Source organism: Pseudomonas pisciculturae (genome assembly GCF_015461805.1).
GTDB lineage: Bacteria > Pseudomonadota > Gammaproteobacteria > Pseudomonadales > Pseudomonadaceae > Aquipseudomonas > Aquipseudomonas pisciculturae.
Genome location: NZ_JACVZE010000008.1, coordinates 112,893 through 125,783, shown reverse-complemented (window position 1 = coordinate 125,783; position 12,891 = coordinate 112,893). Strand labels below are relative to the sequence as shown.

Here is a 12,891-nt window from a genome sequence, read left to right as displayed (position 1 = left end):
TAGGAGAAAGCGCGCAAGCCTTGCCATAGAGCCCTGTGTTGGGTGACTCTCTAGTCATGTTTTGCAACTATTTCAGGGGTAACGACATGACCACCAGCAACCTGCTCGCCCAGCTGTTTCCCAACTCCGTCGCCGATATTCCCGAGCAATACCGCCTGGCGGCGCCCATTGAACAGCGTGATTACCTGGTCGACGGCCAGTTGCAGGTGTGGAACGGGCCGCTCGCCCAAGTACAGAGCCCGGTGCAACTGGGTGAAAAACGCGTGCATATCGGCAGCACGCCGTTGCTGGACGCCGACACCGCCCTCACCGCCCTCGACGCCGCCGTACGTGCCTACGACCGTGGCCAGGGCGAGTGGCCGACGATGCGCGTGGTCGATCGCATCCAACACGTGGAGGCGTTTTTACGGCGTATGCGTGAACAGCGCGACGCGGTGGTCAAGCTGCTGATGTGGGAAATCGGCAAGAACCTCAAAGACTCACAAAAAGAGTTCGACCGCACCTGCGACTACATCACCGACACCATCAACGCCCTCAAGGAGCTGGACCGCCGCTCCAGCCGCTTTGAGCTGGAGCAAGACACCCTCGGGCAGATCCGCCGCGTGCCATTGGGCGTAGCGCTGTGCATGGGCCCCTACAACTACCCGCTCAACGAGACGTTCACCACGCTGATCCCGGCGCTGATCATGGGCAACACCGTGGTGTTCAAGCCGGCCAAGCTCGGCGTGTTGTTGATCCGCCCGCTGCTGGAAGCCTTCCGCGACAGCTTCCCGGCCGGGGTGATCAACGTGATCTACGGCAGCGGCCGCGAGACCGTCAGCGCGCTGATGGCCAGTGGCAAGATCGATATCTTTGCGTTTATCGGCACCAACAAGGCCGCCAGCGATTTGAAAAAGCTGCACCCCAAGCCACACCGCTTGCGTGCGGCATTGGGCCTGGATGCGAAAAACCCCGGCATCGTGTTGCCTGAGGTGGACCTGGACAACGCAGTGAGCGAAGCGGTCACCGGTTCCCTGTCGTTTAACGGCCAGCGCTGCACCGCGTTGAAAATCCTGTTCGTGCATGAGGATGTCGTCGCAAGCTTCATCGAGAAATTCAACAGGAAGCTCGCCACCCTCAAACCCGGCATGCCGTGGGAAGACGGCGTAGCGCTGACCCCACTGCCCGAAGCGGGCAAGGTCGACTACCTCAACGGCCTGGTGGCCGATGCCGCGCAACACGGCGCCCAGGTGGTGAATGAGCATGGCGGCACCAGCCGTGGCTCGTTCTTCTACCCGGCGGTGCTGTACCCGGTGACCCCACAGATGCGCGTGTACCACGAGGAACAGTTCGGCCCCGTTGTGCCGATCGTGCCTTACCGCGACCTGGAAACCGTGATCGAGTACGTGCTGGATTCCGACTTTGGCCAGCAATTGAGCATTTTCGGCACCGACCCCGAAGCCGTCGGCAAATTGGTGGACACCTTCGCCAACCAGGTCGGCCGTATCAACATCAACGCCCAGTGCCAGCGCGGGCCCGACACCTTCCCGTTTAACGGCCGCAAGAACTCGGCCGAGGGCACGTTGTCGGTACATGACGCGTTGCGGGTGTTTTCGATTCGTACGCTGGTGGCGACCAAGTTCCAGGAGAGTAACAAGGCGTTGGTCAGCGATATCTTGCGCAACCGTGACTCCAGCTTCCTGACAACCGATTACATCTTCTGAGTTATCGGTGATCAAAAGTCTGCTCCCACATTCAGACCCCGCACAAACCGACTATCGAGGCCATTTTAGTACCGATGAACCTGCCCCTCTTTGCCCGGCGCCTGCTGCGCCCCCTGCTCGACCCGTACCGCCGCTATCGCCACGCCAAACTGATACATGCCGTGCGCGTATCCATCGGCCTGCTGGCAACGATCCTTTTGACCACCGGCATCAACCTGCCCCATGGTGAATGGGCTTCGGTGACCATGCTGATCGTGATCGGCGGGTTGCAGCACCACGGCAATATCGGCAAAAAAGCGGTAGAGCGCGCCTATGGCACCCTGATCGGCGCCAGTGTCGGTCTGGCCCTGGTGCTGCAACAGGCCTGGCTGGGCCAGCCGTTGCTGACCTACCTGCTGATGTCGGTGGTATGCGGGTTCTTTTCCTATCACGCCATCGGCAAGGGCGGGTACATCGCGCTGCTCTCGGCGATCACGGTGTTTATCGTCGCCGGCCACGGCGACAACCCCGTGTCGGATGGCCTATGGCGTACCGTCGACATCCTGATCGGCATCGTGCTGGCCCTGGCGTTCTCGTTCGCCCTGCCGCTGTATGCGGTGTATTCGTGGCGCTACAACCTGGCCAGTGCGTTACGCGACTGTGCCGAAATTTATAGCCGCATCATCAGCGGTCGCTCGGTCACCGATGATGAACACTTCAAACTGCTCAACCGCCTGAATGGGGCGATGGTGCAACTGCGTTCGCTGATGCCGTCGGTGTCCAAGGAAGTGCGTATCTCAATGACGGAATTGGATGCGATTCAACGCCACCTGCGCCTGTGCATCAGCACCCTGGAGATTCTCGGCAATACTCGCCCCGACCCACGGGACGAACAGGCCATGGCGCGGATGCAGGCAATGTTAAAGGCCGAGCACCGGCAGATTCGGGTGCAACTGGTGGGAATGGCGCGGGCGTTGAAGTCGGGAGTGACCGAGCGGTTAGAGCGGGTCAGCCCTGCCAGCGGTGTTGAGCCAGCACTGGACGCGCCGGTTTACAGTGCGCTGGATGGCTATCGGTTGTTGACACTGCAACTGGCGCAGAATGTGGACGGGATGCGCCAGCGGCTGGCGAAGACTGCCGGACACTGGAAAATCTGAAAAAGTGGGCGAAGCAGGAAGTTTTCAGAAACTTATACAAAACCCAGGCTTTTCACATTTTAGCTTACAAAGTTTTCACGTTTTATTCACATCCCGGAACGTAGTGTGAAGCCTCATCCGTTACACATGTTGCACATCAAGCCCGCCGCCCCAGCGGGCTTTTTTTTGGGTTTTTTTTGCCTGAGATCTGCATAGGTATCTACACAACTTTGAGCATTGCTGCTGGACCTGTGGCGAGGGAGCTTGCTCCCGTGACGGCCTCGCCGGGTGTAAACCGGTTCGAGTGTGGGAGCGGGCTTGGTCGCGAAGGCGGCCTATCATGTGGCCGAGTTTTGTGGGATGTACACCGCTCTAATGTGGGAGCTGGCTTGCCTGCGATGGCTGTGTGTTGGGCGCTGGAGGGGTTTGGGCGGGGTACATATCCGTTATTTTGGTGAGGGCTGATATTGGTTTCGCCCTTACGGCGAGTCACTTTGGAAAAGAGCCGGCATGCCGGCCCACGGATTCAAGCCTGCGTTCGGCCAGCGTGGTTTAACGGGGCGCCTAAGATCAAGATCAAAAGCCAAGTCAAAAGCCATAGCCATAGCCATAGCCATAGCCATAGCTTGTGGATGCTGGGGGCAGTAGTTGTGTAGATACCTATACTGAAATCTGGCTAACGTGCGGCCTTGACGACGGGCGCGACCGTTTGCTCACGAATGGCGCGCTGGGTATCGAGCACCTTGGCCAATGCATTTTCGGCTTCAGGGCTTTGCTGCGGCACGCGGATCGCCGCCGACACCAACGTGATCAACTTGGCCATCACCTCAGCGTCCGTGGCCGGGCGGCCCAGGCTCATGGAGTTCATCAGCAGGCGCAACTCAGTACCGGCCATCACGCCGGAGATCGCCTTGAGGGCAAATTGCAGGCGCACCCCCAGTTCATTGCGCGGCAGGTCTGGCAGGGCCAGGGCGAAGGCTTCGAAGAAGCGCTGGAACACCGGTTGGTAATGCACCTTGAGGTATTCCTGAATAAACGGCGACGTGTCGCTGTACACCCGGCCCAGGAAGCGAATGAACGAACGCCCTTCCCCATTGGCACCGGCCGGGTCGCTGCGCTCAAGGCCCATGGCCGGGGCGAACAACACGCCGAGTAGGGTGTCGCAGTCCAGCGGGCCGTCGGCTTCGGCCTCGCAACGTGCCAGCAGCTCCAGGCGTTGCTCGTTGAGCGGTTCCAGGCGTTGCATCAGCAGGGTTTTCATCAGGGCGTCCTTGTCCCCGAAGTGATAGTTCACGGCGGCCAGGTTGACCTGGGCACGCTCGGTAATCTGGCGTAACAAAACCGCATCGTATCCGTACTTAATGAACAGGGCCTCAGTCGCATCCAGCAATCGAGTTTTGGTAACGTTTGGAGCGCTGAGTTTCTTCGCGACCATAAGAGTTCCACGGCGGAAATATTGTTTTAAAAAATAATTTGATTTTTTATACCGGGGCGGCCGATCGAAAGCAAGTAGTGACACTCCGCCATATTATCCAAAGCCTTGGCCAGCGGGCTTTCTGCCGGTAGTCGAACGGGGTCCAGCACACTCGGAACACCCCCTAGGTGAATCGTTTCAGAGCGTAAAACCGCTCTATATCCATGGCTGGCGAAGCATGGGGAACGCGGTTACTATTCAAACAATATTTTAAAAACAAGAAATAAAACCAGTCCGTGACGCGTTCCAGGCAGCCCCCGAACTTGTTACAAAGATTTACAGGGGCGAGCGAGAACCGTCGAGACTGAAGGCGTAGTCATGACGACAGATACCCCCGCGCACCCAGGCTTGATCTCCCTGCAAGGCATCGGCAAGCATTATCAGCTGGCCGGGCAGCATCTATCCATTCTTAACGACGTCTGCCTGCACATCGCCAGTGGCGACAGTTGCGGCATCCTCGGCGCTTCCGGCTCCGGCAAAAGTACCCTGCTCAATATCCTCGGCCTGCTGGATTTGCCCAACGGCGGCCAGTACCACTTTGCTGGCCACGATATCTTCAACGCCACCCCGGATGAGCTGGCGGCGATCCGCAACCAACAAATCGGCTTTGTGTTCCAGAGTTTCAACCTGCTGGCGCGCCTCAGCGCCCTTGACAACGTCGCCCTGCCCCTGAGTTATCGCGGCATCTCGCGCCATGAATCGGTGGAGCAAGCCCTGCGCATGCTCGACCAGGTTGGCCTGGCCGACCGCGCCCACCATCGCCCCGCCGACCTCTCCGGCGGCCAGCGCCAACGAGTGGCCATCGCCCGTGCACTCGTGGGCAACCCCTCGGTGATCCTCGCCGACGAACCCACCGGCAACCTCGACAGCAGCACCGCCCAGGACATCATGGACCTGCTCCTGGCCCTGAACCGCGAGCAGCAGGTGACGCTGATCATCGTCACCCACGACCCGCACATCGCCGAACGCCTGGAGCGCAAGATTTTGGTGCGCAATGGCGTGGTGCAAGAGATTGCCCGCCCATGAGCCCGCGGGTCGAGCAAAGCTTCAGCCAGCTGCTGCATGAAGCCTTCGTCAGCCTGCGCACCCTGGGTAAACGCTCGATCCTGGCCCTGCTGGGCATTGTGATCGGCAGCTCGTCGGTGGTGGCGCTGATCAATATCGGCCACAACGCGGCGGTGGATGCGGCGATGATTTTCAAGGACATGGGCACCGACACCCTGGTCGCGCAGTTCCCATCCAAAGGCACCAGCACCCTACAGATGCGCACCCACCTGGACCTCGATGCCGTACGCCAGGCCGTGCCCGGCATCATCCACATTGGTGCCCTCAGCCTGTTCAGCGGGCCTGTGGTGTTCCACGGGCGCACCACCAACGCCAATTTTGTCGGCAGCACCCCGGGCATCCAGCAGGCGATGCGCCTGAACCTGCGCGAAGGCCGCTTCCTGTCCGCCTTCGACGCCAATGAAACCTACGCCGTGATTGGGGCCGAGGTCGCCCAGGCGCTGAGCGTCCCTGGCGACCCGCTGAAACCGGGCGATCGCGTGCGCATCAACGACTACCTGTTCCTGATCATCGGCATTCTGCACGCCCAGCCTCGCGCGTTGTTGATGCCCATCCAGGGGGGCGAATCGCTGTTTATCCCCGCCGAAGGCATGCGCCGCATCTACGCCAACCCGCAGATCAGCAATATCGTCATTCGCGCCGCGCCCGGTCTGGACATGGAGCGCGTGGCCAGGGACGCCGCCGCGGCGTTGCAACGCCAACTGACCGAGCATACGGTGGATATCCAGGTGCCTCAGCAAATGATCGACGGCATGACCCGGCAAAGCCGCACCTTCGCCTATCTGCTGTTGGCGCTGGGGGCGATTTCCCTGGTGGGCGGCGGTGTCGGTGTGATGAACGTGATGCTGATGAATGTCGCGGAGCGCCGCCGCGAGATCGGCATTCGCATGGCTCTCGGCGCACGCCAGCGGGATATCCGCAACCTGTTCCTGCTCGAAGCCGTCACCCTCACCGCCGTCGGCGCGCTGTGCGGTGCGGTGTTGGGGATGACCGCCGCATGGCTTTACGCCTGGCTGTCGGGCTGGGAATTTTCACTGGCCGTGGCCGCGCTGCCGCTGGGGGTGGGCAGCACGTTGCTGGTGGGGTTGTTCTTCGGCATTTACCCGGCGGTCTCAGCCTCACGCCTGCAACCGGTGGAGGCCCTGCGCGATGAATAAATGGCTCGCGCTGCTGACCCTGGTTTGCCTGCCCGTCATGGCCTCAAAGGTGGTCATCAACCCATCAGCCCCGAGCACCACCCGCAGCGGCTATGACCGTGGCGTGTCGCTCAATGCCCAGGTCACCACCCTGACCCTGGGGGATGCGGTGTACCTGGGCCTGCGCAACAACCCGGCGATCCGCAGCGCCTACCTGCAACGGGTGGCGCAGAAGTTCGACTTGCGCGTGGCCGAAGACACCTTCAACCCCAAGCTGACCCTCAACAGCTACTACCGGGGCACCCGTGGCACCGCCGACAACGCGCGCAATGCCAACGTGGCCCCGTCCACCAGCCTGCTCGGCGAATACGGCACCCGCCTGAGCATGGCCTGGACCCAGCAACTGAACAACGCCGACCGCGCCGGCCGCTACCGCAGCGACGGCCTCGACCTGGCGATCATCCAGCCACTGATGCGCGGTGCCGGCTGGGACGCCACCACCGCGCCGCTGCGCCTGTCACGCCTGTCGGAGCAGGCCAACCGCCTGAACCTCAAGGCCACCGTGGCGCAAACCATCAGCCAGATCATCGCCACCTACCGCGAACTGCTGCGCGCTCAAGAGCAACTGACCATCGTGCAGGACGCCCTCAAACGCTCCGGCACCCTGCTGGAAATCAACAAGGCGCTGATCAACGCCGGGCGCATGGCCGAGTTCGAAATCGTGCAGACCGAAGCCGATATCGCCACCCAACAACTGGGCGTTGAAGAGGCCCAAAACCAACTCGACACCAGCCGCCTGGCCCTGCTGCGCCTGCTGGCCCTGGACCTGTCTACGCCGATCCGAGCCAGCGAAGCCCTGGAGGCCAAGCCCCTGCAGATCGACAAGCGCCAGGCCTTTAACCTGGCGCAAAACCAGCAACCTGAATACCTCGCTGCCCTGCTCGGTAGCCAGCAGGCCGACCTCAACCTGGTAATCGCAAAAGACTCGGGCCGCTGGCAAGTAGACCTGGTGGCCGGCGCAAATCAGGTGCGCGATGCCTACAACAGCGATGCCGGCAGCAGCAACAACCGCACCTGGGACAGCTATGCCGGCGTGCAGGTGCAAATCCCCATTGGCGACATCAGCACGCGCCAGGCCGAAGTGCGTGCGCGGGTCAATGTGGAGGACCAGGAGATCCGCATTACCGACGCCCGCCAAGAGCTGGAGCGCAGCGTCAACGACGTGGTGCGCGACCTCGGCACCCGCTGGCGCCAATACGAAATCTCCCAACGTGCCGTGGAACTGTCGCGGCGCAAGATCGAGATCGAGCGGGAAAAACTCAGCGCCGGGCGCTCCACCAACTTCCAGGTGCTGAGTTTCGAAACCGATTTGCGCAACGCCGAGAACGCGCAACTCAATGCGCTGATCGCTTACCTGAACGCCCAGACCCAGCTCGACTTGACCCTGGGCATGACGCTGGAAAGTTGGGAAATCGCCCTCAATGACTACTAATCAAAAACGCCTGCTCGGCGCTGCCGTGATCGCCTTGCTCGCTACTGCCGGGCTGCTCGGCCTGCGCAGCCCGGCGAATGAACCGTCCAACCCTGCCGAGAAGTGGCTGGCGGTCAAACCCGACCCGCTGGTGCACCAGATCGGCCTGGTGGGCAAGATCGAACCCGACACCACCCTCACCCTCACGGCGCCGTTCGACGGCAATGTGCAAGCCAACCTGGTGGAACAAGGCCAGCGAGTCGAAGCCGGCCAGGTGCTGTTGCGCATGGACCCCTCCACCCTCGAAGTGCAACTGCGCGACGCGCTCTCCACCCAGCTCAAGGCGCGCCGCGCCGTGCAAGAGATGCAAGATTGGGACAGCAGCCCCGCCGTCGCCCGCGCCCGACGCAGCCTGCGCACCGCCGAAATGTCCGCCGGCAATAACCAGCGCAAACTCACCGAAAGCGAAAACCTGTTCCAGCGCGGCATCATCCCGCGCAACGAGCTGGACGACCTCAAGCAGCAAACCCAGCAACAACAATTCGACCTCGCCTCAGCCCGCAGCGAACTGCAACAGGCCCTCGACCAGGGCAAGGGCGAATACCGCCAGATCGCCGATATGGAACTGACCAACGCCACGGTCAAGTACGACGCGCTGCTCAAGTTGCTTGAGGGCAAAGAGGTGAAGGCGCCGTTCTCCGGCATCGTGGTGCCCGCCCCTGGCAATAGCGGCCCCCAAGGCGGCGGCAACACTAACGCCCCGGTACAAGCCGGTAGCAAGGTCAGCCAAGGCCAGGTGTTGTTTGGCCTGGCCAATATCGAACGGCTGAAAATCACCGCCAAGGTGTCGGAGCTGGACATCAACCAACTGCGCCAGGGTCAGGCAGTCGAAGTGCTGGGGGATGGTTTCGACGGCGAACGCCTGACCGGCTCGGTCAGTGTGGTAAGCGGCCTGGCGATTGCCAGCGACAGCCAGGGCAGCGCGCAGTTTGTGGTGACTTTGTCGATCCCCAAGCTCACGCCGCAACAGTTGCAACGGGTACGGTTGGGCATGAGTGCGCGGTTGACCATTGTGACTTACAACAATGACCAGGCGATTGTGGTGCCGGTGCAGGCGATTTCGGCGGGTGAGGTGGAGTATCGAGAGGCGATGGATAAGCCGGTGGAGCGGGTTAAAGTCACCACCGGCCAATCAACCCCGCAGGGCGTTGAAGTGTTCGGGCTCAAGTCCGGCCTGGTGAAGGTCCCGAAATGAATGAGGCTCTAATGTGGGAGGGGGCTTGCTCCCGATGGCGGTCTGTCAGCACTAGACTTTCAGCTGACCCACCGCTATCGGGAGCAAGCCCCCTCCCACATTGAGTTGCATTGCACATTGGATTGCATTGCAGATTTAGAAGGTGGTCAGTTTCAAGGCCAATGCCTTGGCTTGAATCGCCACATCGGTCACCGCCGTGCTCTCCCACCACAACCCCCGCAACGGAGGCCCCATGGCAAACAATCGCTGGCTGACCTGCCCCGCCGCATCCATCACCGCCCCGCTGGCATGCGCCGCAATCCCCAACGCCAACGGCCCAGGTTGAATCAGCCCGCGCTTGAGCAACTGCTGCGGCAACGGCCGTGCCACGCGGCGCCAGTCGTATTCGATACCACTGGAGTTGATCAACGCCGCACCCGACATCAGGGTCAGCGCTTGCTCGCCCCGGTGGCGCAAGCGGATGGTCACGCCCTCAACCGAAGGTTCCAAGCCTTTGAACGACGCGGCCTGAATGCGCAACCGCCCCTCTTCATGCAACCGCGCCACCAACTGCGCACTCAACGGCGGCGAACGGTGATGATGGCTTTCCCACCAGGGCCGTACATGCCGCACAAACTGGCGCTTTTCGCGCTCGCTGGCCTGGCTCCACAAGCGGCCGATATGGGCGCGCACGGTATCCAGCGGCGACTGCCAATCGATGCCCTGCTCTATCGCGCTGCGGCATTGACGACGCACCTCCCGCAGCAATTGCAGCGGGCTGCGCAGACGGTGATCTTCACCCAAAAAATCCACCCAGCTCGGTGGCTGGCGGCGCACATGGGGCAGCAGGCCGTGGCGCGAGAAAATTTCGATGGGGCCACGATGGCCGGCTTGTTCCAGAGACACCACGGCATCCACCATGGTCAGCCCGGAACCGATGATCAACACCGTGGCCTGCGGGTCGAGCTGGGTCATGGTTTTCACATCCCAGGGGTCAACAGCCGCCGCATTCAAACCGCTGGACTCAGTCTGCGGCGTACGCGCCGCGGGGAACATCCCAGTGGCCAACACCGCAAAGGCGCCGCGCAGTTGCTGGCCGTCAGCGAGGGTCAGCAACGTTGCGTCTTCATCCACTTGCAGGTCGACCACTTCGCCGCGCACATGCTCGACCGTAGACACCGACAGTGCCTTGGCTTCGACCAGGCGTTGCTGCGCGTACAGGCCAAAAATGCCGCGTGGCGGGAACAGTTCACTGATGGGTACATGTTGTTGGTCCGACTCCGGCCAGCCACCCGCGCCGATGTAGTCGGTGAGCCATTGGGTCAGGTCGTCGGCGTTGTCCGGGTCGACGCTCATGCGGGCGGCGTTGCCGTTCAGGGTGTGGCCCAGTTCAACCGCGCTGTAGGCCTCGCCACGACCAAGTTCGGCACGTGGCTCGATCACCAGGATGCGGCGTTGGCCCGGCTGGCGCAGCAGTTGCACCGCCAGCATGGTGCCGCTTAGCCCGCCGCCGATGATCAAGACATCAGCGTTGCGGATGGAGTCAGTCATGCAAGTTCGCCTTTACTGTTTACCCAGATAAATGTCATGCAAATCGCCCCGTGCCAGCAGCTGCGCGGCGCTGCCACTCAAGGCCACTCGGCCAGTATCCAGCACGTAGCCGTGGGACGCATAGTTCAGCGCGACGTTGATGTTCTGCTCGGCGATCAGGAAGCTCACCTGCTGCTCACGGTTGAGCTGCGCGATGATCTCGAAGATCTCCTGCACGATCATAGGCGCCAAACCCATGGACGGCTCGTCGAGCAGTACCAAAGTAGGACGGGTCATCAACGCCCGGCCGATGGCGACCATTTGTTGCTCGCCGCCCGACGTTAGGCCGGCGCGGGTGTGGCGCTTGGTCTTGAGGCGCGGGAACCAGGCGTAGATACGCTCCAGGTCGTGCTCCATGTCCTTGCGGCTCAGGCGTCGCACAAAGCCGCCGCTGCGCAGGTTGTCTTCCACCGTAAGCTGGCCGAATACATGGCGGCCTTCCAGCACATGGACCATGCCCTGGCGCACGCGCTGGCTGGGGTCGACGCCGGCCAGGTCGTGCCCGTCGTACGCGATCACACCCCGGCTGACCTCGGCGCGTTCGGCCCGCACCAATCCGGAAATCGCCTTGAGGGTGGTGCTCTTGCCCGCGCCATTGGCGCCAAGCAAGGCGACGATGGCGCTCTTGGGCACGTGCAGCGACACCCCGGCCACCGCCAGGATTGCGCCGTCGTAAATCACTTCAATGTCATTGACCGTCAGCAGCGAGGCAATGGCGGACTCAACGGCGGGCTGGCTCATGGTTTACTCATCCCCGGTGCAGGTGCGCGGCGTCAGGCCTTTTTCTTTGGCGAAGGCCGCGGATTTTTCGTCGATCAATGGGCGCAGCAGCGCGCGATCTGCTGCAATCCACTCGCTCACCAACGTCCAGTTGGCACCGTCCCATTGCTGCACCCGCGCCGAACCGCCGCCTTCGTGATCGCGGCACGAAAGCTTGAGGTTTTGCATCAGGCCCAGATAGCCCATGTCCTTCAAACGCGCATCGTCGATATTCAGGTGCTCCAGGCCCCAGCGCCCTTCTTCGCCATTGAGCGGGCGCTTGCCAAACTTGGCCTGGCCGGTACGGATCGCTTCTACCGCCACGGCGGCGTTCACCAGGCCCGAGTTGTAGTAGACGCTGCCGAAGTTTTTCAGGTCTTTGAGATCGCTGTGGCCCTTGTCGAGGATGTACTGCTTGAGACGTTTATGGATCTCAAAATCAGCGCCCGCCGGGTAAGGCGTGAGGGCCAGGTAGCCTTTGGCGGCGGCGCCTGCGGGCAGTACGTCTTCGCTGGAGCTGGCCCAGATATCGCCGATGATATGGTCCACCGGGAAACCAAAGCGCGCGGCGGTTTTCACGGCAACCGGGGTAGACACGCCCCACGTGCGCAAGAACACCCAGTCGGGGTTGGCCTGGCGTACTTGGCGCCACTGCGCGGATTGCTCGTTGCCCGGGTCGGCCACCGGGATCTGGATATTCTCAAAGCCATACTTCTCGGCCAGCAATTTGAGCGGCCCTAGGGTTTCGCGACCGTAGGCCGAGTCGTGGTAGACCGTGGCGATCTTCTTGCCCTTGAGCTTGTCGAACCCGCCCTCGCGCTGGGCGATGTAGTTCACCAGCGTCGAGGCTTCGCTGTAGAAGGTCAGCATCACCGGGAAGTTGTACGGGAACACCGTGCCGTCGGTGGCTTCGGTGCGCCCGTAACCGAGGGTGATCAGTGGGATCTTGTCCACCTCTGCCCTTTCGCTGAGCGCATACGCCGCTGGAGCGCCGTTGGGCTGGTACACCGCCACCGGCGCACCATCGAGCCCGTTCTTGAAGCGCTCGTAGCATTCGATGCCCTTCTCCGCCGTCCACTCGGTTTCGCATTCCTGCCACACCAATTTCACCCCATTGATGCCGCCTTCGACCTCGTTGATATAGCGCAGGTAGTCGATCATCCCGGCCCACACCTGCACGCCGCTGGAAGCGTAGGCGCCGACGCGGTAGGTGGCTAAAGGGAAGAATTGCTGATCGGCCGAAGCCACGGCCTGGGGCACAGCACCGGCCAGTGCAGCCAGCGCGAAGGCGGTGCCGACCAGGGAACGTTTCAAGGATGCACGCATGGAGAGTTCTCTTAGGAG

10 protein-coding genes are annotated in these 12,891 nt (G+C 61.9%); 6 read left to right on the top strand and 4 right to left on the bottom strand.

The window, feature by feature from the left end; genetic code table 11:
• Positions 1-86: 86 nt before the first annotated feature.
• The gene (locus ICY20_RS21430; protein WP_194938541.1) at positions 87-1,703 is read left to right on the top strand and encodes an NADP-dependent glyceraldehyde-3-phosphate dehydrogenase; all 1,617 of its coding nucleotides are present in this window, start codon (positions 87-89) and stop codon (positions 1,701-1,703) included.
• Between the two features lie 74 nt (positions 1,704-1,777).
• Positions 1,778-2,839: an FUSC family protein gene (locus ICY20_RS21425; protein ID WP_159957805.1), complete on the top strand. Its 1,062-nt coding sequence runs from the start codon at positions 1,778-1,780 to the stop codon at positions 2,837-2,839.
• 655 nt (positions 2,840-3,494) lie between these two features.
• Here the strand turns inward: ICY20_RS21425 and ICY20_RS21420 are convergent.
• Complete coding sequence (locus ICY20_RS21420; RefSeq protein ID WP_194938540.1) at positions 3,495-4,253, bottom strand: TetR/AcrR family transcriptional regulator; 759 nt, start codon at positions 4,251-4,253, stop codon at positions 3,495-3,497.
• 357 nt (positions 4,254-4,610) lie between these two features.
• Between ICY20_RS21420 and ICY20_RS21415 the strand changes: the two genes are divergently transcribed.
• Genes ICY20_RS21415 through ICY20_RS21400 form a run of 4 tightly spaced genes read left to right on the top strand, consistent with a single transcriptional unit; the run spans position 4,611 to position 9,219 of the window.
• Positions 4,611-5,318 (top strand): ABC transporter ATP-binding protein, encoded by a 708-nt coding sequence (locus tag ICY20_RS21415; protein ID WP_194938539.1) that lies wholly within the window; start codon positions 4,611-4,613, stop codon positions 5,316-5,318.
• Positions 5,315-6,514: an ABC transporter permease gene (locus ICY20_RS21410; RefSeq protein ID WP_194938538.1), complete on the top strand. Its 1,200-nt coding sequence runs from the start codon at positions 5,315-5,317 to the stop codon at positions 6,512-6,514. Before ICY20_RS21415 ends, ICY20_RS21410 begins: the two co-directional genes overlap by 4 nt.
• Positions 6,507-7,985, top strand: a complete 1,479-nt coding sequence (locus ICY20_RS21405) for a TolC family protein (protein ID WP_194938537.1) — start codon at positions 6,507-6,509, stop codon at positions 7,983-7,985. The genes ICY20_RS21410 and ICY20_RS21405 overlap by 8 nt, the downstream gene beginning before the upstream one ends.
• Positions 7,975-9,219, top strand: coding sequence for an efflux RND transporter periplasmic adaptor subunit (locus tag ICY20_RS21400; RefSeq protein WP_194938536.1), 1,245 nt, complete (start codon positions 7,975-7,977; stop codon positions 9,217-9,219). Before ICY20_RS21405 ends, ICY20_RS21400 begins: the two co-directional genes overlap by 11 nt.
• A 135-nt stretch (positions 9,220-9,354) precedes the next feature.
• On the opposite strand, the gene ICY20_RS21395 is transcribed toward ICY20_RS21400, so the two are convergent.
• Genes ICY20_RS21395 through ICY20_RS21385 form a run of 3 tightly spaced genes read right to left on the bottom strand, consistent with a single transcriptional unit; the run spans position 9,355 to position 12,873 of the window.
• Positions 9,355-10,749, bottom strand: a complete 1,395-nt coding sequence (locus ICY20_RS21395) for an FAD/NAD(P)-binding protein (protein WP_194938535.1) — start codon at positions 10,747-10,749, stop codon at positions 9,355-9,357.
• Between the two features lie 12 nt (positions 10,750-10,761).
• Entirely contained in the window at positions 10,762-11,529 is a 768-nt protein-coding gene (locus ICY20_RS21390) for an ABC transporter ATP-binding protein (protein WP_194938534.1), read from the bottom strand.
• A 3-nt stretch (positions 11,530-11,532) separates the two neighbouring features.
• Positions 11,533-12,873, bottom strand: a complete 1,341-nt coding sequence (locus tag ICY20_RS21385) for an ABC transporter substrate-binding protein (protein WP_159957820.1) — start codon at positions 12,871-12,873, stop codon at positions 11,533-11,535.
• Positions 12,874-12,891 lie beyond the last annotated feature (18 nt).